This is a genomic window from Streptomyces eurythermus (genome assembly GCF_014649115.1).
Lineage (GTDB): Bacteria > Actinomycetota > Actinomycetes > Streptomycetales > Streptomycetaceae > Streptomyces > Streptomyces eurythermus.
The window spans coordinates 25,646-49,538 of record NZ_BMSK01000026.1 but is presented as its reverse complement, the minus strand read 5'-3'; the positions used below and the strand labels follow the sequence as shown (position 1 = coordinate 49,538).

General features: G+C 74.4%; 12 protein-coding genes. 7 read left to right on the top strand and 5 right to left on the bottom strand.

The genetic code is table 11. The features are described 5' to 3' along the window. The first annotated feature begins 22 nt into the window (after nucleotides 1-22). Nucleotides 23-10,594: a type I polyketide synthase gene (locus IE251_RS35450; RefSeq protein WP_189757055.1), complete on the top strand. Its 10,572-nt coding sequence runs from the start codon at nucleotides 23-25 to the stop codon at nucleotides 10,592-10,594. Between the two features lie 106 nt (nucleotides 10,595-10,700). Here the strand turns inward: IE251_RS35450 and IE251_RS35445 are convergent, their stop codons facing one another. Then, nucleotides 10,701-13,430 carry an AAA family ATPase gene (locus IE251_RS35445; protein ID WP_189757054.1) on the bottom strand — a complete coding sequence of 910 codons (2,730 nt, stop codon included), beginning with the start codon at nucleotides 13,428-13,430 and terminating at the stop codon, nucleotides 10,701-10,703. Nucleotides 13,431-14,034: 604 nt separating this feature from the next. Then, nucleotides 14,035-14,829, bottom strand: a complete 795-nt coding sequence (locus IE251_RS35440) for an SDR family NAD(P)-dependent oxidoreductase (protein ID WP_189757053.1) — start codon at nucleotides 14,827-14,829, stop codon at nucleotides 14,035-14,037. A 260-nt stretch (nucleotides 14,830-15,089) separates the two neighbouring features. Between IE251_RS35440 and IE251_RS35435 the strand changes: the two genes are divergently transcribed. From IE251_RS35435 to IE251_RS35410, 6 genes are all read left to right on the top strand, one after another. Continuing rightward, nucleotides 15,090-16,976 carry an APC family permease gene (locus IE251_RS35435; protein ID WP_189757052.1) on the top strand — a complete coding sequence of 629 codons (1,887 nt, stop codon included), beginning with the start codon at nucleotides 15,090-15,092 and terminating at the stop codon, nucleotides 16,974-16,976. Nucleotides 16,977-17,184: 208 nt separating this feature from the next. Next, entirely contained in the window at nucleotides 17,185-17,274 is a 90-nt protein-coding gene (kdpF, locus tag IE251_RS35430; RefSeq protein ID WP_037655415.1) for a K(+)-transporting ATPase subunit F, read from the top strand. Between the two features lie 8 nt (nucleotides 17,275-17,282). Then, entirely contained in the window at nucleotides 17,283-18,944 is a 1,662-nt protein-coding gene (gene kdpA / locus IE251_RS35425; RefSeq protein WP_189757051.1) for a potassium-transporting ATPase subunit KdpA, read from the top strand. Further along, nucleotides 18,944-21,073 (top strand): potassium-transporting ATPase subunit KdpB, encoded by a 2,130-nt coding sequence (kdpB, locus tag IE251_RS35420; RefSeq protein WP_189757050.1) that lies wholly within the window; start codon nucleotides 18,944-18,946, stop codon nucleotides 21,071-21,073. The genes kdpA and kdpB overlap by 1 nt, the downstream gene beginning before the upstream one ends. 5 nt (nucleotides 21,074-21,078) lie before the next feature. Then, on the top strand, nucleotides 21,079-21,711 hold the full coding sequence (locus IE251_RS35415; protein WP_189757049.1) for a potassium-transporting ATPase subunit C: 633 nt from the start codon (nucleotides 21,079-21,081) through the stop codon (nucleotides 21,709-21,711). Nucleotides 21,712-21,802: 91 nt separating this feature from the next. Next, nucleotides 21,803-22,486: a response regulator gene (locus tag IE251_RS35410; RefSeq protein ID WP_189757048.1), complete on the top strand. Its 684-nt coding sequence runs from the start codon at nucleotides 21,803-21,805 to the stop codon at nucleotides 22,484-22,486. Here the strand turns inward: IE251_RS35410 and IE251_RS35405 are convergent. The 3 genes from IE251_RS35405 to IE251_RS35395 form a co-directional block, all read right to left on the bottom strand. After that, complete coding sequence (locus tag IE251_RS35405; protein ID WP_189757047.1) at nucleotides 22,468-22,692, bottom strand: hypothetical protein; 225 nt, start codon at nucleotides 22,690-22,692, stop codon at nucleotides 22,468-22,470. The genes IE251_RS35410 and IE251_RS35405 overlap by 19 nt on opposite strands. 101 nt (nucleotides 22,693-22,793) lie before the next feature. After that, nucleotides 22,794-23,363, bottom strand: a complete 570-nt coding sequence (locus tag IE251_RS35400; RefSeq protein ID WP_189757046.1) for a hypothetical protein — start codon at nucleotides 23,361-23,363, stop codon at nucleotides 22,794-22,796. Continuing rightward, on the bottom strand, nucleotides 23,360-23,872 hold the full coding sequence (locus IE251_RS35395) for a GNAT family N-acetyltransferase (protein ID WP_189757045.1): 513 nt from the start codon (nucleotides 23,870-23,872) through the stop codon (nucleotides 23,360-23,362). Before IE251_RS35395 ends, IE251_RS35400 begins: the two co-directional genes overlap by 4 nt. Between the last annotated feature and the right edge of the window lie 21 nt (nucleotides 23,873-23,893).

The following is a 23,893-nucleotide window of genomic DNA, read 5'->3' as shown; positions in this document are numbered from 1 at the left end:
CCAGCAGGGAGCGACACCGACCGTGGACACATCCGTCGAGCAGATCGTCGAGGCGCTGCGCGAGTCGTTGCTAGAGAACGAGCGGCTGCGCCGGCACAACGACCAGATCACCGAGGCGGCGCACGAGCCCGTGGCGATCGTTGCCATGAGCTGCCGCTACCCCGGCGGCGTCCAGACCCCCGAGCAGCTGTGGCAGCTGGTCGACACGGGCACGGACGCCGTCGGAGACTTCCCCGACGACCGGGGCTGGGACACCGAGGCCATCTACGACCCCGACCCGGACGCCCCCGGCCGCACCCACGTCCGCGAAGGCGGGTTCCTTTACGACGCGGCCCGGTTCGACCCCGGCTTCTTCGGCATCAGCCCCCGCGAGGCCCTCGCCATGGACCCGCAGCAGCGGCTGCTGCTGGAGACCGCCTGGGAGGCCTTCGAACGCGCCGGCATCGACCCGCACACCCTCAAGGGCAGCCGCACCGGCATCTACGCGGGCGTCATGTACCACGACTACGGCAGCTGGCTCACCGAGGTCCCGGAGGGCGTCGAGGGCTACCTCGGCAACGGCAACCTCGGCAGCGTCGCCTCCGGCCGCGTCTCCTACCTCCTCGGCCTGGAAGGGCCCGCCGTCACCGTCGACACCGCCTGCTCCTCCTCCCTGGTCGCCCTCCACCTCGCCGTACAGGCCCTGCGCACCGGCGAGTGCACCCTCGCCCTGGCCGGCGGCGTGACCGTGATGTCCACCCCGGACACCTTCATCGACTTCTCCCGCCAGCGCGGCCTCGCCCTCGACGGCCGCTGCAAGTCCTTCGCCGACGGCGCCGACGGCACCGGCTGGGGCGAGGGCGCCGGACTGCTCCTGCTGGAACGGCTCTCCGACGCCCGCCGCAACGGCCACCGCGTCCTGGCCGTCGTGCGCGGCTCCGCCGTCAACCAGGACGGCGCCTCCAACGGCCTCACCGCCCCCAACGGCCCCTCCCAGCAGCGCGTCATCCGCGCCGCCCTCGCCAACGCCCGGCTGGAACCCCGCCAGGTGCACGCCGTCGAGGCGCACGGCACCGGCACCCCGCTCGGCGACCCCATCGAGGCCCAGGCCCTGCTCGCCACCTACGGCCAGGACCGCGCCGAGCCGCTCTGGCTGGGCTCCGTCAAGTCCAACATCGGGCACACCCAGGCCGCCGCCGGGGTCGCCGGCGTCATCAAGATGGTGATGGCCATGCGGCACGGCCGGCTCCCCAGGACCCTGCACGCCGACCGGCCCACCACCCAGGTCGACTGGGAGGCGGGCGCCGTCGAACTGCTCCGCGAGGCACGGGACTGGCCCGCCGACGGCGAGCCCCGCCGCGCCGCCGTCTCCTCCTTCGGCATCAGCGGCACCAACGCCCACGTCATCGTGGAGGCCGCCCCCGAGACCGAGCCCCGCGCCGCGGACCCCGCCTGGACCGGCCCGCTCCCGCTGGTGCTCTCCGGCAACGGCCCCCAGGGCCTGGCCGCCCAGGCCCGCCGCCTCCTCGACCACCTCGCCACCGCCACCGACCCCGTCCCGGACATCGCGCACACCCTCGCCACCGGGCGCGCCGCGCTGGACGAACGGGCCGTCGTCACCGCCGCCGGTCCCTCCGCCCTCGCCGCCGGGCTGACCGCCCTCGCCGAGGGCGACGACACCGCGCCGAACGTGGTGCGCGGCCGGCCCGCGCCGGAGTCCCGCATCGCCTTCGTCTTCCCCGGCCAGGGCTCCCAGTGGGCCGGCATGGCCGCCGACCTCCTCGACGCCTCCCCGGTGTTCGCCGCGCGCATGGCCCACTGCGCCACGGCCCTCGCCCCCGTCACCGACTGGGACCTCATCGAGACCGTACGGGCCCGGCAGCCGCTGGACCGCGTGGACGTCGTCCAGCCCGTGCTGTGGGCGATCATGGTGTCCCTCGCCGAGGTGTGGCGCGCCCACGGGATCCGGCCGGCCGCCGTCGTCGGCCACTCCCAGGGCGAGATCGCCGCCGCCTGTGTGGCCGGCGCGCTGTCCCTCGCCGACGGCGCCCGCGTCGTGGCCCTGCGCAGCCAGGCCATCGCCCGGGAACTCTCCGACCGCGGCGGCATGATGTCGGTGGCCCTGCCCGAGGCCCGGGTGCGCGACCTCCTCACCCCTTACGACGGCCGGGTCTCGGTGGCCGCCGTCAACGGCGCCTCCTCCGTGGTGCTGTCCGGCGACGCCGACGCCCTGGACGCGCTCCGCGAGACCATCGTGGTCGGCGGGCACCGCGCCAAGCGGCTCCCCGTGGACTACGCCTCGCACTCCGCGCACGTCGAGGCGGTCCGGGAGCGGCTGCTCACCGACCTCGCGGACATCCGGCCCCGGCCCGCCGAGGTGCCGTTCTACTCCACCGTCACCGGCGCCCGCCTCGACACCACCGGCCTGGACGCCGGCTACTGGTACACCAACCTGCGGCAGACCGTGCTGTTCGAGCCCGCCACCCGGACCCTGCTCGACGCCGGGTACGGGGTGTTCGTCGAGTGCAGCCCGCACCCCGTGCTGCTGCACAGCGTCGAGGAGACCGCCGACACCGCCGACGCCCACATCACCGCCCTCGGCTCCCTGCACCGCGACGACGGCGGCGCCGAGCGCCTGCTGACCGCCCTCGGCGAGGCATTCGTCGCCGGCGTCCCGGTGGACTGGACGCCCGTCTTCGACGGCCTGCCGGTCCGTCCCGCCGACCTGCCGACCTACGCCTTCCAGCGCGAGCGGTACTGGCTCGGCCGGTCCGCCGGCGGCGGCGACGTCACCGCGGCCGGACTGCAGAGCACCGGCCACCCCCTGCTGGGCGCCGCCGTCCCGGTCGCCGGGGGCGGCATCGTGTTCACCGGCCGGCTCGCCACCGCGACCACGCCCTGGCTGGCCGACCACGCCGTCTCCGGCACCCCCCTGCTGCCCGGCACCGCCCTGGCCGAACTCGCCCTCGGCGCGGGTCACCGGCTCGGCTGCGCGCACCTGGCCGAACTCACCCTCCAGGCCCCGCTGACCCTGCCCGAGCGGGGCGCCGTCCAGCTCCAGCTGCACGTGGCCGCCGCCGACGACACCGGGCACCGCGCGCTGACCGTCCACTCCCGCCCCGAGGGCGCCGACGACGACGCCTGGACCCGGCACGCCACCGGCCTGCTCGCCCCCCAGACCGGTGCGCCCGCCTTCGACCTCACGGCCTGGCCGCCCCCGGGCGCGGAGCCCGTACCCACCGAGGACGCCTACGACCGCCTGGCCGCCCTCGGCTACGACTACGGGCCCGCCTTCCAGGGGCTGCGCGCCCTGTGGCGGCGCGGCGACGAGACCTTCGCCGAGGTCGAACTCCCCGTGGACGCCGACGCGTTCGCCCTGCACCCGGCCCTGTTCGACGCCGCGCTGCACGCCGGCGGCCTCACCGCGGGCGGCCAGGACACCGCCCTGCTGCCGTTCTCCTGGACCGGGGTCTCGCTGTACGCGGCCGGCGCCACCGCCCTGCGGGTCCGGCTGCACGGCGACGAGACGCTGTCCGTCCGGCTGGCCGACCCCACGGGCGCCCCGGTCGCCGAGGTCGAGGCCCTCGTCTCCCGGCCCGTCGACCCGGCCGCGCTCACCGCCGCCCGCCCCGACGCCCTGTACCGGCTGGACTGGCCGGCCCTGCCCGCCCCCGAGACGCCCGCGCCCGAGTACGCCGTCCTGGACGAACGGGGCCCGGCCGCGCTGGAGACCGTGCCCGCCTGGGCGGTGCTGCCCGCCGGCGGCGACGGCCCGGGCAGCGGCGCGCACCGGGCGGCCGAGCGCGTGCTGACCGCCGTACAGGACTGGCTGGCCGACGAACGCACCGCCTCCGCCCGGCTGCTGGTCCTCACCCGGGGCGCCGTGGCGGCGGGGGAGGAGGACGTCACCGACCTGGCGGGCGCCGCCGTCTGGGGGCTGGTCCGGGCCGCCCAGGGGGAGCATCCGGGGCGGTTCGTCCTCGTGGACGGCGAGGACCCGGACACCGCGGTGGCCGTGGCCGCGGCCACCGGAGAACCCCAGCTCGCCCTGCGTGACGGCACCGTGCGGGTGCCCCGGCTCGCCCGCGCCCTCCCGGACGGACCGGCACCGGCCCTCGACCCGGAGGGCACCGTGCTGATCACCGGCGGCACCGGAGTGCTCGGCGCCCTGGTCGCCCGGCACCTGGTCACCGAGCACGGCGTCCGCCACGTGATGCTGGCCGGCCGCAGCGGCACCGCCGCCGACGACTTCGCCGGCCTGGACGCGGAGATCACCGTGGCCCGCTGCGACGCCGCCGACCGGGAGCAACTGGCCCGGCTCCTCGACGGGATACCGCCGCACCGCCCGCTGACCGCCGTCGTCCACCTCGCCGGCGTCCTGGACGACGGCCTGGTGACCGACCAGACCGGCGAGCGCCTGGCCGCCGTACTGCGGCCCAAGGCCGACGCCGCCTGGCACCTGCACGAGCTGACCCGCGACCTCGGCCTCGCCGCGTTCGTGCTGTTCTCCTCCGCCGCCGGCACCCTCGACGGCGCCGGCCAGTCCGGCTACGCCGCCGCCAACGCCTTCCTCGACGCCCTCGCCGCCCACCGCCGCCACCACGGACTGCCCGCACACTCCCTGGCCTGGGGTTTCTGGGCACAGCGCACCGGCCTGACCGCCCACCTCACCGACGCCGACGTGGCCCGCATGGCCCGCGCCGGGGTCCGCCCGCTGACCACCGAGGAGGGCCTGCGCCTGCTCGACGCCGCCCTGGGCGCCGCCGAGCCGCTGCTGCTCCCGGTCGGCCTGGACCTGGCCGTCCTGCGCCGCGCCACGGAGGTTCCGGCCGTGCTGCGCGGCCTGGTGCCCGCCCGCGCCCGCCGTACCGCCGCCACCCACGCGGACTCCGCCCCGCTCGCCGGCCGGCTCGCCGCCCTCGGCCCCGCCGAACGCGACGCGGCCCTCATGGAACTGGTCCGCACCCACGTCGCCGCCGTGCTCGGCCACGGCAGCGACATGACGCTGGATCCGCGCCGCTCCTTCCGCGAGTCCGGCTTCGACTCGCTGACCGCGGTGGAACTGCGCAACCGCCTGGGCGCCGCGGTGGGCCTGCGCCTGCCCGCCACCCTGGTCTTCGACTACCCGGACGCGGGCGCGCTCGTCGCCCACCTCAGGACGGAACTGTTCGGCGAACGGGCCGAGCCCGCCGCCGACGTCACCGCGCGGGAGGCGGACGAACCGGTCGCCATCGTCGCCATGGCCTGCCGCTACCCCGGCGGCGTCGCCACGCCCGAGGACCTGTGGCGGCTGCTGGCCGACGGCGGCGACGGCATCGGCGCCTTCCCCGCCGACCGCGGCTGGGACCTGGACGGCCTGTACGACCCGGAGCCCGGCAAGGCCGGCCACTCCTCCACCCGGTTCGGCGGATTCCTGTACGACGCCGCCGACTTCGACCCCGACTTCTTCGGCATCGGCCCGCGCGAGGCCCTGGCCATGGACCCGCAGCAGCGGCTGCTGCTGGAGACGTCCTGGGAGGCGCTGGAACGGGCCGGCATCGACCCGCACTCCGTGCGCGGCAGCCGCACCGGCGTCTTCGCGGGCGTCATGTACCACGACTACGGCAGCCGGCTGCGCCGCGTCCCCGAGGCCGTGCGCGACCACCTCGGCAACGGCAGCCTGGGCAGCGTGGCCTCCGGCCGGGTCGCCTACGCCCTCGGCCTGGAGGGCCCGACGCTCACCGTCGACACGGCGTGCTCGTCGTCCCTGGTGGCGCTGCACCTGGCCGCGCAGGCGCTGCGGCAGGGGGAGTGCGCGCTGGCGCTGGCCGGCGGGGTGTCCGTGATGTCGACCGTCGACACGTTCGTGGACTTCAGCAGGCAGCGCAACCTGGCCGCCGACGGCCACGCCAAGTCCTTCGCCGACGCGGCGGACGGCACCGCCCTGTCCGAGGGCGCCGGCATGCTGGTCCTGGAACGGCTGTCGGACGCCCGGCGCAACGGGCATCCGGTACTGGCGGTCCTGCGGGGTTCGGCCGTGAACCAGGACGGTGCCTCCAACGGGCTGACGGCGCCGAACGGTCCGTCGCAGCAGCGGGTGATCCGGCAGGCGCTGGCCTCGGCCCGTCTGACCACCGCCGATGTGGACGTGGTGGAGGCGCACGGTACGGGGACGACGCTGGGTGACCCGATCGAGGCGCAGGCGTTGCTGGCCACCTACGGCCAGGACCGGGAGCAGCCGTTGTGGCTGGGCTCGGTGAAGTCGAACATCGGGCACACGCAGGCCGCCGCCGGGGTCGCCGGTGTCATCAAGATGGTGATGGCGATGCGGCACGGCGTCCTGCCCAGGACCCTGCACGTGGACGAGCCGTCCACGAAGGTCGACTGGGAGGCGGGGAACGTACGGCTGCTGACCGAGGAACGGGACTGGCCCGCCATGGACCGGCCGCGCCGGGCCGGGGTGTCCTCCTTCGGGATCAGCGGCACCAACGTCCACGCCATCCTCGAGGAGGCACCCGCCGAGGAGCCCGCACCGGACCCGGCCACGGCCCCGCTGCTGCCGCTCGTCGTCTCCGGCGCCACCCCCGAGGCACTGGCCGCCCAGGCCGCCCGGCTGCGCGCGGTCGCCGGCCGGCCGCTGCCCGACCTCGCCCGCTCCCTCGCCACGGACCGCGCCGCCCTCACCCACCGGGCCGCCGTCGTCGCCCGCGACGGGGACGAACTCCTCGCCGCGCTCACCGCGCTGGCCGACGGCACCGCCTCCGACGCCGTGGTCCGCGGCCGCCCCGCCGGCGGCAGGACGGCCGTCCTCTTCACCGGCCAGGGCGCCCAGCACCCCGGCATGGGCCGCGGCCTGTACGCCGCCCACCCCGCCTTCCGGGACGCGCTCGACGAGGTCTGCCAGGCGCTCGACACCCACCTCGACCGCCCGCTGCGGGACGTGATGTGGGCCGAACCCGGCACCGAGGACGCCGGCCTGCTCGACCACACGCTCTACACCCAGAGCGCCCTGTTCGCCGTGGAGACCGCGCTGTACCGGCTGCTGGAGTCCCACGGCGTCCGCCCGGACCTGCTGGCCGGTCACTCCATCGGCGAACTGACGGCCGCGCACGCCGCCGGGGTCTGGGACCTCGCGGACGCCGCCCGGCTGGTCGCCGCGCGCGGCCGGCTGATGCAGGCGCTGCCCGCCGGGGGCGCGATGCTCGCCGTCGACGCCACCGAGGAAGAGGTGCTGCCCCACCTCGGTCCCGAGGTGTCCGTCGCCGCCGTCAACGGACCCCGCGCCGTCGTCGTCTCCGGCATCGAGGCCGCCGTGGCCGCGGTCGCCGCCGCCTTCCCCGGCCGCCGTACCAAGCGGCTGCGGGTCAGCCACGCCTTCCACTCCCCGCTGATGGACCCGATGCTCGCGGAGTTCGAGAAGACGGCCCGCGAACTGCGCTACGCGCCGCCCGCGATCCCCCTCGTCTCCAACCTGACCGGAGCCCGCGCGGGCGAGGAGGAGGTGTGCGACCCCGGCTACTGGGTGCGCCACGTCCGCGAGACGGTCCGCTTCGGCGACGCCGTCCGCGCGCTGGCGGCCGACGGGGTGCGCACCTTCCTCGAACTCGGCCCGGACGCCGTGCTGTCGGCCCTGGGCGCACCCGCCCTCGCCGACACCGAAGGGGCGGCGTTCGTCCCGGCGCTGCGCCGCGACCGGGACGAGGAGCGGACCTACGCGGCCCTGCTCGGCACCGCCCACGTCCGCGGGGTCCCCGTCGACTGGCCGGGGGTGTTCGCCGGCACCGGCGCCCGCCGCACCGACCTGCCCACCTACGCCTTCCAGCGGCGGCGGCTGTGGCTGGAGGACGAGCCCGGCGCGGTCACCGACGCGGGCGGCCTCGGCCAGGCCCCGGCCGGGCACCCGATGCTCGGCGCGGCCCTGGACCTGGCCGACGACGACCGGGTCACGCTGACCGGCCGCCTCTCCCTGGCCACCCACCCTTGGCTCGGCGACCACGCCGTGGCGGGCGTGGTCCTCGTCCCGGGCAGCGCCTTCGTCGAACTGGCCGTCCAGGCCGGCGACCGCACCGGCTGCCCGCACCTGGCCGAACTCACCCTGGAACGCCCGCTGGTGCTGCCCGGGCACGGAGCCGTCCACCTCCAGGTGTCCGCGGCGGCACCCGACGCCGACGGGCGCCGGCGGCTCACCGTGCACGCCCGCCCGGAGGACACCGACGGCGCGTGGACCCGGCACGCCACCGGCGTCCTCGCCCCGCGCACCGCGCCGGAGCCGGCCGCCGCGACCGACTGGCCGCCCGCGGGCGCCGTCCCCGTGGACGTCACCGGCACCTACGACCACCTGGCCGCGCAGGGCTACGCCTACGGCCCGCTGTTCCGCTGCCTGCGCGGCGCCTGGCGGCTCGGCGAGGAGGTCTGGGCCGAACTCGCCCTGCCCGACCCCGCCGCGGCCGACGGCTTCGCCCTGCACCCGGCGCTGCTCGACTCCACCCTGCACGCCATCGACCTGCTCGACGGCCAGGACCCGACCGTGCTCACCCTGCCCTTCTCCTGGGAGGGCGTCACCGTGTACGCGACCGGCGCCACGGCGGTCCGGCTGCGGCTGACCCCGCACGGCACCGGCCACATGACCCTCGGCCTGTACGACGGCACGGGCGCGCCGGTGGCCGAGGTGGCCTCCCTGCGCATCCGTGAGGTGACCGCCGGCCGGCTGCACGCGGCCGCGCCCGAGCCCGGCGACCTGTTCCGCGTACGGTGGACCGAACTACCGGTCGCGGCGGGGGACTTCGGGCCCGCGCCGCTCACCCTCACCGTGGACCCGGGCCCCGGCGCCGAACCGCCCGTCGCGGCCCGCGAGAGCGCCGTACGCGCCCTCGCCGCGCTGCGCCGGCACCTCGCCGGGGAACCGGGGGACGCGCCGCTGGTGGTGCTGACCCGGTCGGCCGTCGCCGTCCACGCCGACGACGCGCCCGATCCGGCGCAGGCCGTGATCTGGGGCCTGGTGCGGTCGGCGGCGGTCGAGCACCCCGGCCGGTTCGTGCTGGCCGACACCGACGGCGACCCCGCCTCGGCCGCCGTCCTCGCGGCCGCCGTGGCCACCGGTGCCCCCGAACTCGCCCTGCGTACCGGCACGGTGTACGCGCCGGAGCTGACCCGCGTCACGGACCCGGACCCGGAGCCGGAGCCGGGGGAAACCGCTCGCGGGTCCGCCACGGCCCCGGCGGGACCCGCCCGGGAATCCGCTCTGGACCCGGCGGGAACCGTCCTGGTCACCGGCGGTACCGGCAGCCTCGGGCGGCTGCTGGCCCGGCACCTGGTCACCCGGCACGGGGTACGGCGGCTGCTGCTGGCCGGCCGCGGCGGGCGGCTGCCCGAGCCCGGCCTCCTGGACGACCTGGCCGCCCTGGGCGCGACCGTGACCGTGGCCGCCTGTGACGTGACCGACCGGGACGCGCTCGCCGGTCTGCTGGCGTCCGTGCCGGACGCGCACCCGCTGACCGCCGTGGTGCACGCCGCGGGCGTCCTCGACGACGGCCTGGTCACCGACCTCACCCCCGAGCGGCTCCAGGAGGTCATGCGGCCCAAGGCGGACGCCGCCTGGCACCTGCACGAGCTGACCCGCGGCCTCGGCCTCGCCGCGTTCGTGCTGTTCTCCTCCGCCGCCGGCACCCTGGGCGCGGCGGGCCAGGCCAACTACGCCGCCGCGAACGCCTTCCTGGACGCCCTGGCCGCGCGGCGGCGCACCGAGGGGCTGCCCGCCCTCTCGCTGGGCTGGGGGCTGTGGGACACCGGGGAGGGCATGGCGGCCGGGCTCGGCGAGACCGAGCTGCGCCGCCTGGCCCGCGACGGCATCCTCCCGCTGCCCGCCGACCGGGCCCTGGCCCTGTTCGACCGCGCGCTGACCACCGAGGGCACGCCGACGGCAGGGGACACGCCCACCACCGTGGGAGTCCAGGCCGCCGACCGGGCCCTGCTGCTGCCGGTCCGCGTGCAGGTCACCGAGGACGCCCCCGCCCTGGTACGGGGCCTCGCCCCCGCGGCCGTACGGCGCACCGCCCGCCCGGCGGCCGCCCCCGTGGCCGCCGCCACCGTCGAGGCGCTGCCGGACCGGCTGGCCCGCCTCGGCGCCGCCGACGCCCTGAACCTGCTGGTGGAGACGGTCCGCGGCCATGTCGCCGACGTCCTCGGACACGGCTCCGCCGGCGCCGTCGACCCCCAGCGCCCCCTGGGCGACCTGGGCGTGGACTCGCTGGCCGCACTGGAACTGCGCAACCGGCTCGGCGCGGACACCGGCCTGCGGCTGTCCACCACCCTCACCTTCGACTACCCGACCTCCGACACCCTCGCCCGGCACCTGCTCGCGGAACTGGGCGTCGACGGCGCCGCCGCCCCGGTCGACATCGAGGCCGAGGTGGTGCGCCTGGAGGAGCTGTCGGGGAGCGCGCTGGACTCGCCCGCGCTGGACGAGGAGCAGCGCGCCCGGGTGGCCGCCCGGCTGCGCACCCTCACCGCCCGCTGGGACGGCACCGGGGAGTGGCGGGACAACGGCACCGGGCAGAGCGCCGGGACGGGGCTGGAGACGGCCACGGCCGACGAGCTGTTCGGCATCCTGGACGACGAGCTGGGCAGCTTCAGCTGACCGCGCACGGACGGCACGCGGCCCCACCGGTGACCTTCCGGTGGGGCCGCGTGCCCGCCCCCGCGCCGGTTCCCGACCGGACGACGACGAGGTACCGCCGTACCGCTCAGCCCGCCGACGAGTGGGTCTCGGCCCAGCGGTCCGACAGCTTGGGGATGCGATGCTCCAGCATTTTCGACGGCAGCTCCGCACGGCTGGCCACCTGCAGCTTGCGGTAGACCCGGGTGAGGTGCTGCTCCACCGTGCTGATCGTGACGTGCAGCCGGGTGCTGATCTCGCGGTTGGTGTAGCCGAGCGCGGCCAGCCCGGCGACCCGGCACTCGGCGTCGCTCAGGAGGGCCTGGCCGTCCTCGGACTCGGCGGCTTCGGGCCGTACCGGATCCTCCAGCAGGTGCGCGTCGACCGGCGACTCGATCCGGCAGGCCTCGGCCTCCCGGGCCGCCTGCCGGGCCACCAGCCGGGCCCGGGCGTACTCGCCGAGTTCGTAGTGCGCGGCGGACAGGTCGGCGTACGCCTGGGCCAGCGCGTAGCGGTCGCCGCACGTCTTGAGCAGGTCGATCGCCTCGCGCAGCAGCGAGGCCCGGCGGTGCGGCTTGCAGGTCGCGGCGAGCAGCCTCAGGGCCATGGCCCGGGCCCGGGAGCTGTGCCCGCCGGGCAGCCGCAGCTGCTCCTCGGCCCACTCGCGGGCCGTGCGGGCCTTGCCGATCCGCAGGTTGGCCAGGGCCAGGTCGGACCGCCAGGGGATGCCCTTCTGGAGGTTCGGGTTGCCCTCGCGCAGCAGCCGTCCGCAGGTCTCGAAGTCGCTCAGCGCCGCGAACGGCCGGTCGGTGGCGAGGTGGTGGTGGCCGCGGGCACGCAGGTACTGGATGCCGAACACGGTACGGAACATGGGTTCCGGCACATCGTGCCGGAGCAGTTCCTCGGCCTCGGCGTAGGAGCCGAGGGCGGTGTACGCGGAGATGGCCGTCGACAGCGGCAGGCCGATGAGCACCCCCCAGCTCTGGGGGCCCAGGAGGCCGAGCGCGTCGAGCGCGCCCTGCGACGCGGTGGTCACGTCCCCCTGGAGCAGGGCTATCTCGGCCCGGATGGAGCCGAGCAGGGCCCGCCAGGTCGTCGCCCGGCGCTCCACGGCGCACTCCAGCAGCCCGTCGCAGGCGTCGGCGGCCAGCGCGGGCCGGTCGGCGTGGGCGATGGCCAGCAGGGACATCGCGACCAGTTCGAGGTTGAGGTGGTCCAGCCGGTGTCCTTGCAGGGCCTGCGCGACGGCCGCCGCGGACTCGTCGGTGGCCTCGCCGCCGACCAGGGCCGCCACCCGGGAGGCCAGTCCGCCGGCGTCGGCGCGCACCGGGCGGGGGCGTGTGTCGAGGCCGGCGACCGGGACACTTCTGCCGGGCAGCGCCACGCCGTAGAACCACTGCCGTACGAACTCCACCTCGGCGACGATCTGCGCGTCGGCGGGCGACTGGACGCGTACGAGCGTGGCCACGGCCTTGGCCGCCAGCCCGGTGTCGCCCCGCCACAGCAGATAGCGCAGCACGGTGGCGGTGTCCCGCATGCTCAGCTCGCCGTCCAGCGCGGCCTCGCGCAGCGGCTCCAGATGGGGGCCGGCCGCCGCCGGGTTGGTACGCCACTGGGCTCGGGCCAGGGCCACCGACAGGGCGTGGCCCTCGCGCGGGTCGGCGCAGACGCGCAGGACCATGCCGAGATAGGCGGTGCAGCGCTCCACGTCGTCGGCGGCCAGCGCCTGTTCGGCGGCGGCGCGCAGCACCTCCGCGCCCCAGCGCGCCGGCACCAGGTCCGCGGCGTGCAGATGCCGTGCCACCTCGACGGCGGGGGCGCCGGAACGATACAGCAGATGGGCGATCCGGCCGTGCAGCTCGGTGCGGGCGCCGGTGTCCATGTCCTCCAGGACGGCCGCGGCGGCGGTGGGGTGCCGGAAGGCGTGCCCGTCCAGCAGGCCGGAGGAGTTGAGGACGGCGACGGCTTCCTGGGCGCCGGCGGGCGTGGTGCCGGCCAGCTCCGCGACGGCGGCGCCCGGCACCGGGGCGCCGAGCGCGGCCAGGGCCCGGGCCACCCGGACCTGGCCGGCCTCGCCGCGGTGCAGCAGGGACAGTACGGCCTGGCGGTAGGCGGCGCCGGGAACGGGCGGGCCGATCTCGGGGCCGAGGCCGGCGCTGTCGTCCAGCAGGGCGTGCACGAGCAGCGGGCTGCCGGCGGTGGCCTGGTGGTAGGCGTCGCACACGGGCCCCGGCAGGGTGCGTCCGGCCTGGGCGGCGAGCAGTTCGCCGACGCTCGCCTCCGACAGCGGGGCCAGCCGGACCCGCCGGTGCGGCTGGCGCAGCAGCTCGGTGTGCGCGGCCGTGTGGAGCGCGCCGAGGTGCCCGGAGGTGGCGCACACCACGAGCACCCGCCGGGAGCGGCTGCGGCGCAGCAGGTGGACGACCGTCGTCAGGGAGTCCGGGTCCATGGCGTGGGCGTCGTCGAGGGCGATGACCAGGGGCCGTTCGCCGGGGACCAGGCGCAGCAGCGCCTCGGCCGCCTCGGCCGCCGGGGGCACGGCGGACGTGGGGAGGGGGTGGGGCTCGGGGTCCTGGGGACGGCGGTCGAGTAATTGCCCGACCAGACTCATCGGCTGGGCCCGTTCCGCCGTACTGGCCGTACCGGTCAGTACGCGGGCGTCGGCACTGTGCAGCGTGGTGAGGAATTCGTGCAACAACTGGGTCTTGCCGGATCCGGGGCCCCCTGTGATGATCACGAGTCGGCCGTTTCCCCGTGCACTGTCGTCGAATGCCTCGGCCAGGGACTGGAGTTCTCTCGAACGGCCGAAGATATGCATCGTGCCTCTCCCCATGGATTCTGAATTCCGAACCGGATCATGCTCCGCTTATCGCGTGATGGGTGGTGGCGGGGTGTCACGCGACGGTGCGTGGAGAGTTCACAAGGGCGGCGACGGCGTCGCAAAGGCGGCGCGCCGGAGCGGTTCGGGCCCTGGCGGACGGCTGCTGACCGGCGGCGCGGCGTGCGCGCGTCCGCCGGTGTGTTCCCTGCCTGCATCGCGAGAGGCGTTGCATCCTCTGGTCTCCCGTTTGCGCCGCGTACTGTGGACACCCCGCACGGACTTTCGGCCAATAATTGGCTGAAATCCATGCGGGGTGTCCGCGGCCTTGCTGGTCGATCCCCGAATTAAAGATTAGAAACACATAGCAGACTGAAACGTTATCTGTCCAGATCAACGTTGTCAACTGTCGTCATGTGTCGGTCACTTATGGTCTCGTTATACCTCCTGCCTACTGGCTGGACGGTCCGTCGAGGCATCGTTTTACAGACCGTTTATTTACCGGATGATGAATGAAAGGAGCCGGGCACGGGCGACCGTGAGATCGGTCACGTGAAAACCTTTCCGCTGCCCGTTCGGGCACCGCCCCCGGCCCCGGGACGGGTCAGGGGAGGATCGAGTCGATGTACCCGCCGTCGACGCGCAGCGCGCCGCCGGTCGTCGCCGACGCCTGATCGGAGGCGAGATAGACGACCATGTGGGCGATCTCCTCCGGCTCGATCAGCCGCTGGATCAGGGACTGCGGACGGTGCCGGCGCATGAACTCGCGCTGCGCCTCCTCCCAGGGCAGCTCCCGGTCGACCAGCTCGTATACGAAGTCCTCGACCCCGCCGGTGTGGGTGGGTCCCGCGATGACCGAGTTCACCGTCACGCCCGTGCCCGCGGCCTTCTTGGCGAAGCCCCGGCTCACCGCCAGCAGGGCGGTCTTCGACATCCCGTAGTGGATCATCTCCGCGGGGGTGACCACCGCGGAGTCGCTCGCCACGTACTGGACGCGGCCCCAGCCGCGCTCGGTCATGCCCGGCAGATACAGCCGGGTCAGCCGCACGGCGGCGAGGACGTTCACCTCGAAGTAGCGCCGCCACTCCGCGTCGGTGATCTCCAGCGGGTCGGCGGTGCCGAAGACGCCGAGATTGTTGACGAGGATGTCCACCCGCGGCAGCAGCTGCGCGACCCGGGCCGCGCCCTCGTCGGTGGAGACATCGGCGGCCACCGGTACCGGCTCGGCGCCGGGCACCTCCCGCGCCAGCGCCTCCACGCTCGCGGTCACCCGCCGCTCGTCACGGCCGTTGACACCCACCCGGGCCCCGGCCCGGGCCAGCGCGACGGCGATGGCGGCACCGATGCCCTGCGTCGAGCCGGTGACCAGTGCGGTACGTCCTGTGAGATCGATGTGCATGAGGACACGAGTTCCCCCCTGCCCGCCGGCCTACCGTGGCCCGCGCCCGGCCACCACCGGCACCGGCAGACGCACATTGATGAAGCCGGCCCGCCGCCGGTGCGACTTTCCCGGCGTGATTCCGCGCGCGGGCGTCAAGATCCCGTCAGCGCGGGGGCGCCGGGCGCCAAGGTCCCGTAAGGGACCGGTCGGGGGCGGCCGGAACCGGACACACCCTGGGGCACCGCACACGCGACCGAAGAACGAAGGAGCACGCACCCATGTCCGTCCTGACCACCGGGCCCGGCGCCGCCCCCGCCGGCGAGGAGCCGCCCGATACCGGGGAACGGCACCGCCTGACCGCCGTCACCGGCCTGGCAGCGCTGTCCCTGGACGCGATGGCCTCCGTGGCGTACGGCCCGGAGGCCATCGCCCTGGTGCTGGCCGCCGCGGGCGCCCGGGGCCTGGGATTCACCCTGCCCGTCACCCTGGCCATCGCCGCGCTGCTCGCCGTACTCGTCGCCTCCTACCGGCAGGTGATCGCGGCCTTCCCCGACGGCGGCGGCTCGTACGCGGTGGCCAAGGCGCACCTGGGCACGCGCACCAGCCTGGTGGCCGCCGCCTCACTGGTGCTGGACTACGTCCTGAACGTGGCCGTCGCCGTCACGGCGGGCGTGGCCGCGCTGACGTCCGCCTTCCCCGCCCTGTACGGCGCCCGGCTGTGGCTGTGCCTCGCCGTGCTCGCCCTGGTCACGGGCGTCAACCTGCGGGGGATCGCGGAGTCGGCGAAGGCGTTCATCGTGCCGGCCGTCGTCTTCGTGGGCGCCGTCCTCGCGCTGATCGTCGTGGGGCTGTTCCGGTCCGCCCCGGTCAGTACGGCGACCGCGGCCGGTCATGCCTCGGTGGTCGCGGACAACGCAGGCGGGGTCGGGGCGCTGCTCCTGCTCAAGGCCTTCGCCTCCGGGTGCAGCGCCCTGACCGGAGTCGAGGCCATCGCCAACGCCGTCCCCTCCTTCCGCGCCCCGCGGGTGCGGCGGGCACAGCGCGCGGAGGCCGCCCTCGGCGCCGTCCTCGGCCTGATGCTGATCGGCCTGGCCGTGCTGATCGGCCGCTTCCACCTCCAGCCGGTCGCGGGCGTGACGGTCCTCGCCCAGCTCGCGGACGCCTCCCTCGGCCACAACGGGGCTTTCTACGTCCTGCAGTTCGCCACCATGATCCTGCTGGCGCTGTCCGCGAACACCTCCTTCGGCGGCCTGCCGGTGCTGCTGGAGCTGCTCGCCCGGGACAACTACCTGCCGCACGTCTTCGCGCTCAAGGCCGACCGGCAGGTGCACCGGCACGGCGTCCTGGCCCTCGCCGGGGTCTCGGCGGGCCTGCTGGTCTTCTCGGGCGGTGACACCAACACGCTGGTGCCGCTGTTCGCGATCGGGGTCTTCGTCGGCTTCACCGTCGCCCAGGTGGGCATGGTCCGGCACTGGCGCCTGGAGCGAGGACCCGGATGGCGCGGGAAGGCCCTGCTCAACGGCCTCGGCGCGCTGCTCACCGGCGTCTCGGCCGGCGTGGTCACGGCGAGCAAGCTCACCGAGGGCGCCTGGCTGGTGGTCGTGACGCTGCCCCTGCTGGTCGCCGCCTTCGTCGCCGTGCACCGGGCCTACGACCGCATCGGGGAGCGGCTCGGCCTCGGCCGCGTCCCGGAGCCCCCGCACCGCGAGCGCTCGCTGGTGATCGTCCCGGTGTCCTCGCTGTCCCGGCTGACCTTCGAGGCGCTGACGGCCGCCGTCTCCCTGGGCGACGAGGTCCGGGCCGTGACCGTGTGCCACCCGGACCCGGAGGACCGCGCCGCGGTGCACGCCCTGGAGCGGTCCTGGGCCGCGTGGGACCCCGGGGTGCCGCTGGTGCGGCTGAGCTGCGCCCGGCGCGGCCTCGGCCGGCCGATCGCCGCCTACGTCCGGCAGGTGACCGCCGCCCGGCCCGGCACCCGGGTCACCGTGCTGATCCCGGAGACCGAGCCGGAGCGGTTGTGGCAGGGGCTGCTGCGGAACCAGCGGGGCGCGGTCGTCGCGCACGCCGTGCGCCGGGAGACGGACGCGGTGATCTGCCGCCTGAGGTTCCGGCCGTCCCGACCGCCTCGTGAGAACACGCGGCCGGCCGCCGGGGACGACCGGTAGCCGTAAGAGAACCGTCAAAGACGCGGGTGAGGCCGTAAGGGAGGCGTCAACAAGCGGCCGGATCCGGCCAGAGAGGCGCTTTCCTCGTACTCGTCCGTTTCCACCGAACCTCACTCCAGGAGTTCGCGATGGCCGATCTGGCCTTCGTCGTCACCGTGCTCGCCGGTTTCACGCTGGTGGCTCTCGTCGCCAAGGGGGTGACGAAGCTGTGACCGCCGAGAACATCGCCGGCCTGGTCGTGGCCGTCGCCCTGCTGGGCTATCTCGTCCTCGCCCTGATCTTCCCGGAGAGGTTCTGAGCACGCACATGGGTCCCGTACTGGCAGGCGTGCTCCAACTGCTCGCCCTGGTGGGCGCGCTGGCGCTCGTCCACATCCCCTTCGGCAACTACATGGCCCGGGTCTACTCCTCCGAGAAGCACCTGCGGGCGGAGAGGTGGATCTACCGGGGCATCGGCGCCGACCCCGACGCCCGGATGACCTGGCCCGCGTATCTGCGCGCTGTGCTGGCCTTCTCGCTCGCCGGTGTCCTCTTCCTCTATCTGCTCCAGCGGCTCCAGGGCGTCCTGCCCGGCTCGCTCGGCTTCTCCGCGGTCACTCCCGCGCAGTCGTTCAACACGGCCGTGTCGTTCGTGACCAACACCAACTGGCAGTCGTACGCGGGCGAGCAGACCATGGGCCATGTCGTGCAGACCGCCGGCCTGGCCGTGCAGAACTTCGTCTCGGCCGCCGTGGGCATGGCGGTGGCGGTGGCGCTGGTCCGTGGCTTCGCCCGGTCGCGCTCCGGTGAACTGGGCAACTTCTGGGCCGACCTGGTGCGCGGCACCCTGCGGATCCTGGTGCCCGTCGCGGCCCTCGCCGCCGTGGTGCTGGTGGCGTGCGGAGCGCTGCAGAACTTCTCCGGCGTCCACGAGGTCGGGCAGTTCATGGGCGGCCGGCAGCAGTGGGGCGGCGGCGCCTACGCCTCGCAGGAGGCCATCAAGGAGCTGGGCACCAACGGCGGCGGCGTCGCCAACGCCAACAGCGCCCACCCGTTCGAGAACCCGACCCCGTTCACGAACCTGCTGGAGATCTTCCTCATCCTGGTGATCCCCTTCTCACTGACCCGCACCTTCGGCGTACTGGTCGGCAACGTGCGGCAGGGGTACGCGATCCTCGGCACCATGGCCGGCGTCTGGCTGGGCTTCACCGCGCTGATGATGTGGACCGAGTTCGCCCACCACGGCCCGGCGCTCCAGGCCGCGGGCGGGGCGATGGAGGGCAAGGAGGTCCGCTTCGGCACCGGCGGCTCGTCGATCTTCGCGGTGACGACCACGCTCACGTCGACCGGTGCGGTGGACTCCTTCCACTCCTCCTTCACGGGCCTGGGCGGCGGCATCACGATGCTCGGCATGATGCTGGGCGAGATCGCGCCCGGCGGTGTCGGCTCCGGCCTGTACGGCATGCTGATCATGGCGGTGATCGCGGTGTTCATCGCCGGCCTGATGGTCGGCCGCACCCCCGAGTACCTGGGCAAGAAGATCGGCGCCCGGGAGATGAAGCTGGCCGCCTGCTACATCCTCGTCACCCCGGCACTGGTACTGGTCTTCACCGCGGCCTCCCTCGCCCTGCCGACCCCGCCGCACTCGATGCTCAACCCGGGCGCGCACGGCTTCTCCGAGGTCCTGTACGCGTTCACCTCGGCGTCGAACAACAACGGCTCGGCCTTCGCCGGCCTGAACGCGAACACCGACTGGTTCAACACCATGACCGGACTCGCCATGCTGCTCGGCCGCTTCCTGCCGATGGTGTTCGTGCTGGCCCTCGCCGGCTCGCTGGCCGGGCAGCGGCCCGTCCCGGTGACGGCGGGCACCCTGCGCACCGAGAAGCCGCTGTTCACCGGCCTGCTGGTCGGCGCCATCCTGATCATCACCGGTCTCACCTACTTCCCGGCCCTGGCACTGGGCCCGCTCGCGGAGGGCCTGGCGTGATGAGCACCGACGTACACGAGCAAGAGGACTCGATGTCCACTCCCACCCTCGCGCCCCACCACGACACACCGACGGGGCACCAGACGGCCGAGGGCCGCGTCCGAGCGGGCCTCTTCGACCCCCGGCAGCTCGTCAAGTCGCTGCCGGACGCCTTCCGCAAGCTCGACCCGCGGGTGATGGTCAAGTCTCCCGTGATGTTCGTGGTGTGGATCGGCTCCGTGCTGACCACGGTCTTCTCCCTGAAGGACCCCGGCGACTGGTTCGGCTGGACCATCAGCGCCTGGCTGTGGCTGACCGTGCTCTTCGCCAACCTGGCGGAGGCGGTCGCCGAGGGCCGGGGCAAGGCCCAGGCCGACACCCTGCGCAAGGCCAAGACCGACACCGTCGCCCGCCGGCTGCTGCCGGACGGCGCCGAGGAGCGGGTCCCCGGCACCGCGCTGACCGTCGGCGACCTGGTGGTCTGCGAGGCCGGGGACGTCATCCCCGGTGACGGGGACGTGGTGGAGGGCGTCGCGTCCGTGGACGAGTCGGCCATCACCGGCGAGTCCGCGCCGGTCATCCGCGAGTCCGGCGGCGACCGCAGCGCCGTCACGGGCGGTACGAAGGTCCTGTCGGACCGGATCGTCGTCAGGATCACCACCCGGCCCGGGGAGACCTTCATCGACCGGATGATCGGCCTCGTGGAGGGCGCGGCCCGGCAGAAGACGCCGAACGAGATCGCGCTGAACATCCTGCTGGCCTCGCTGACCATCGTGTTCCTGCTGGCCTGCGCCACCCTGCCGCCGTTCGCCGATCACGCCGGCACCCATCTGACGATGGTGGTGCTGGTCGCCCTGCTGGTCTGCCTGATCCCGACCACGATCGGCGCCCTGCTCTCCGCGATCGGCATCGCGGGCATGGACCGCCTCGTGCAGCGCAACGTGCTGGCCATGTCGGGGCGTGCGGTCGAGGCCGCCGGTGATGTCTCGACGCTGCTGCTCGACAAGACCGGCACCATCACCCTCGGCAACCGGCAGGCCGCCGAGTTCGTGCCGGTGCGCGGTACGACCCGGGCCGAGCTCGCCGACGCCGCCCAGCTGTCGTCGCTGGCCGACGAGACCCCCGAGGGCCGCTCCGTCGTGGTCCTGGCGAAGGAGGGGTACGGGCTGCGGGAACGGCACCGCGGCGAACTCGCCGGCGCCGAATGGGTCGCCTTCACCGCCCAGACCCGCATGTCCGGCGTGGACGTCGACGGCCGCAGGGTCCGCAAGGGCGCCTCCGCCTCGGTCATCGCCTGGGTGGTGGAGCGGGGCGGCACGGTCGCCGAGGACGCGGACCGGATCGCCGACCGGATCTCCGCGGCCGGCGGCACCCCGCTGCTGGTCGCGGTGGAGGACGCGGACGGCGCCCGGGTGCTCGGCGTCATCCACCTCAAGGACGTCGTCAAGGAGGGCATGCGGGAGCGGTTCGAGGAGCTGCGCCGCATGGGCATCAGAACGGTCATGATCACGGGTGACAACCCGCTGACCGCCAAGGCCATCGCCGAGGAGGCGGGCGTGGACGACTTCCTCGCCGAGGCCACCCCCGAGGACAAGATGGCACTCATCAAACGGGAGCAGGCCGGCGGCAGGCTGGTCGCGATGACCGGCGACGGCACCAACGACGCGCCCGCCCTCGCCCAGGCGGACGTCGGCGTGGCCATGAACACCGGCACGTCGGCCGCCAAGGAGGCCGGCAACATGGTCGACCTCGACTCCGACCCGACCAAGCTGATCGAGATCGTCGAGATCGGCAAGCAACTCCTCATCACCCGGGGCGCGTTGACGACGTTCTCCATCGCCAACGACGTGGCGAAGTACTTCGCGATCATCCCGGCGCTGTTCGCGGCGGTCTACCCGGGCCTGGACAAGCTGAACATCATGCACCTGTCCTCGCCGGACTCCGCGATCCTGTCGGCGGTCGTCTTCAACGCGCTGATCATCGTCGCGCTGGTGCCGCTGTCCCTGAAGGGCGTGCGGTACCGGCCGATGAGCGCGGACCGGATGCTGCGCCGCAACCTCGGGATCTACGGCGTCGGCGGCCTCATCGCGCCGTTCGCCGGCATCAAGCTCATCGACCTGCTCGTCTCTCTGATCCCCGGGATCGCGTGAAGGACATGAAGAACTCCGTTGTGAACACCGGCCGTCTGCTCGGCGCCGGCCTGCGCGCACTGCTGGTGTTGACCGTGCTCACAGGCGTCCTCTATCCGCTGGCCGTCACAGGTGTGGCCCAGGCGCTCTTCCCCGGCGCGGCCAACGGCTCCGAGATCAAGGCGGACGGCAAGGTCGTCGGCTCCTCCCTGATCGGACAACAGGGCTACAGCCTCCGGTACTTCCAGCCCCGCCCGGCACACGGACTGGCCGAGAACTCGGTCAACACCCAGTACCGGCTGCTCGTGTCCGGGGCGACCAATCTCGCCGCCGACAACAAGGAACTGCTCCGGCAGGTCGAGGACGCCAAGACCAAGGTCGTCCGGGACAACTCGGTGCCCGGTCACCCGGTCAGCCCCTCGGACGTCCCCGCCGACGCCGTCACCTCCTCAGGCTCCGGCCTGGACCCGGACATCTCCCCGGCCTACGCCGCCCTCCAGGTCCGCCGGGTCGCCGCGCGCAACCACCTGCCCGTCACCGCGGTACGCGAGCTGGTCGCCGACCACACCGAGGGGCGCACGCTGGGATTCATCGGCGAACCACGCGTGAACGTCCTGGAGTTGAACATCGCGCTCAAGGACCTCACGGCCAGGCGGTGACGGCCCCGCACGACCGCACGGGAGCCGGCGGCACCATGGCGCGTGCCGGTGCCGTCGGCTCCCACGGCCATGACAGGAAAGGTGCACACCCATGACCCGGGTCCTCGTCGTGGAGGACGACCCGCAGCTCGTACGGGCCCTCCTGATCAACCTCCGGGCCCGCCGGTACGGCGTCGACACGGCTCCCGACGGAGCCACCGCGCTCCGCCTCGCCGCCGCCCGGCGGCCCGACGTCGTGCTGCTGGACCTCGGCCTGCCCGACATGGACGGCGTCGACGTGCTCAGGGCCCTGCGCGGCTGGACCCGCGTCCCCGTCCTGGTGCTGTCCGCCCGGCAGGCCTCGGACGAGAAGGTCGCCGCGCTGGACGCCGGCGCCGACGACTACGTCACCAAGCCGTTCAGCATGGACGAGCTGCTCGCCCGGTTACGGGCCGCCGTCCGCCGCGCCGAGGAGGCACCGCCGGTTCCGGAGCCGACCGTGGTGGAGACGGATGCCTTCACCATCGACCTGTGCGCGAAGAAGGCCGTGCGCGACGGCCGGGAGGTCCGCCTCACCCCCACCGAATGGCATCTGCTGGAGATCCTGGTCACCCGCCCCGGCCGGCTCGTCACACAGAAACGGCTGCTCCAGGAGGTCTGGGGGGTCTCGCGCAGCGACAAGAGCAACTACCTGCGCGTCTACATGGCCCAGCTGCGGCGCAAACTGGAGACCGACCCCTCCCGCCCCCGCTATCTGATCACCGAACCGGGCATGGGCTACCGCTTCGAAGGCTGAACCCCGCGCTCGCGCGCCCGGCGGCGCCCGGGCCGCGAACGGAGACGGTCCAGGACGGCACCGGCACCCGTCACCACGGCGACGACCAGCATGAAGGCCGCCCAGAGTCGCAGCGCGCCGGAACCGTCGATCGCCTGGCAGCCGAACCAGACGAGAGCGGCGCAGGTGACGAGGCCGCTGCCGAGGGTGCGTAGCCGAGAGTTCATCCGATTCCCGACGAAGGTGTGCGGACGGGCCAGGGCGCACCGAGTCTACGGGCATGCGTCACACCGGCGACACGGTGACGACCGTACGGCCGGCGCGCGGCCTACCGGCTCCGCTCCCACCAGGCCGGCGATACGCTCAACGACCAGATGTCGCCCGCCTGGTGGAGCTCGGGATCGTGGACGTCGTGATCACCGTCGCCGTACGGGTCGGGGTCGTCGACGACGAAGACGCGGACGCCGGACTCGGGCACGCGGTAGCGGTGCACGTCGCCCGAGAGGTCGTCGGGCTCGACCGTGCACCCCAGGGCGAGGATCCCGGCCCGCACCTCCTCGAACCGGACACGGGGCGCGAACTCCCCGTACGCCCGCGCCAGGGCCGGCGGCACCCCTTGCCCGTGGATCAGCCGGTGCGCCTGCACGCTGATCCCGAAGCAGGACAGGGGCCCGCCGTCCGCCGAGAAGGAGATCTCCACCAGCCCGTGGTCCCGGCGCAGCAGCCCTTTGCCGGGATCGTCCACACAGTCCGCCCCCAACACCGCTTCCCAGTCCCCGGGCGCGGACCCGATCCCCACCCCGAGCACCTCGGCGCGCGTAGCCACATGAGCGTAGAAGTCCGGGCCGGACACCGGCCGGTCTCCTCCGCCGGTGCGGTCCGGGCCCGTAGTCGTCATCGGTGCCCGATCGTCCGCGGATCGATGGCCCAGTGGTTGGCCCGGATCACCCGGCCCGCGAAGTCCACCTCGGTCTCCCCCCGGAGCCGGAAGCCCACGGACCGGCAGATGCCGTTCGACGCCGCGTTGCCGATCGCGGGAAAGGCGTGCACCACGCCCCAGCGATCCTGGTCCCGGGCCTGCTCCAGCAGCGCCCGGACGGCTCGCTTGCCCAGCCCGCGCCCCTGGAACTCCGGCAGCACCATCCACCCGATCTCCGAGAGCGGCCCGTCGCCGGTGTCGTGGGACCAGATCGTCACCGTGCCCGCCACCACGCGGGGACGGTCCGGGTCGGGAACGATCATCTTGATCCATGCCGCGTCGGCCGCCGCCTGGCGGACGTCCCGCGCGACCTTGTCCGCCACCCCCGCGCGGGGCAGGGGCCCGCCGAGGTCGGTCATCATCACGGGATCGCACCGCATCCGGACATAGGCGTCGACATCGCCCGGTGACACATCGCGCAACCGCACAGGCCCCTCCTTCGTCGCGTC

What these genes read in the sequence shown, in the direction of transcription:
- IE251_RS35435 (WP_189757052.1), top strand. Translation starts at nt 15,090, where the DNA reads ATGTCCGTCCTGACCACCGGGCCCGGCGCCGCCCCCGCCGGCGAGGAG.
- IE251_RS35405 (WP_189757047.1), bottom strand. Translation starts at nt 22,692, where the DNA reads ATGAACTCTCGGCTACGCACCCTCGGCAGCGGCCTCGTCACCTGCGCC.
- kdpA (WP_189757051.1), top strand. Translation starts at nt 17,283, where the DNA reads ATGGGTCCCGTACTGGCAGGCGTGCTCCAACTGCTCGCCCTGGTGGGC.
- IE251_RS35410 (WP_189757048.1), top strand. Translation starts at nt 21,803, where the DNA reads ATGACCCGGGTCCTCGTCGTGGAGGACGACCCGCAGCTCGTACGGGCC.
- kdpB (WP_189757050.1), top strand. Translation starts at nt 18,944, where the DNA reads ATGAGCACCGACGTACACGAGCAAGAGGACTCGATGTCCACTCCCACC.
- IE251_RS35400 (WP_189757046.1), bottom strand. Translation starts at nt 23,363, where the DNA reads ATGACGACTACGGGCCCGGACCGCACCGGCGGAGGAGACCGGCCGGTG.
- IE251_RS35415 (WP_189757049.1), top strand. Translation starts at nt 21,079, where the DNA reads ATGAAGAACTCCGTTGTGAACACCGGCCGTCTGCTCGGCGCCGGCCTG.
- IE251_RS35440 (WP_189757053.1), bottom strand. Translation starts at nt 14,829, where the DNA reads ATGCACATCGATCTCACAGGACGTACCGCACTGGTCACCGGCTCGACG.
- IE251_RS35445 (WP_189757054.1), bottom strand. Translation starts at nt 13,430, where the DNA reads ATGCATATCTTCGGCCGTTCGAGAGAACTCCAGTCCCTGGCCGAGGCA.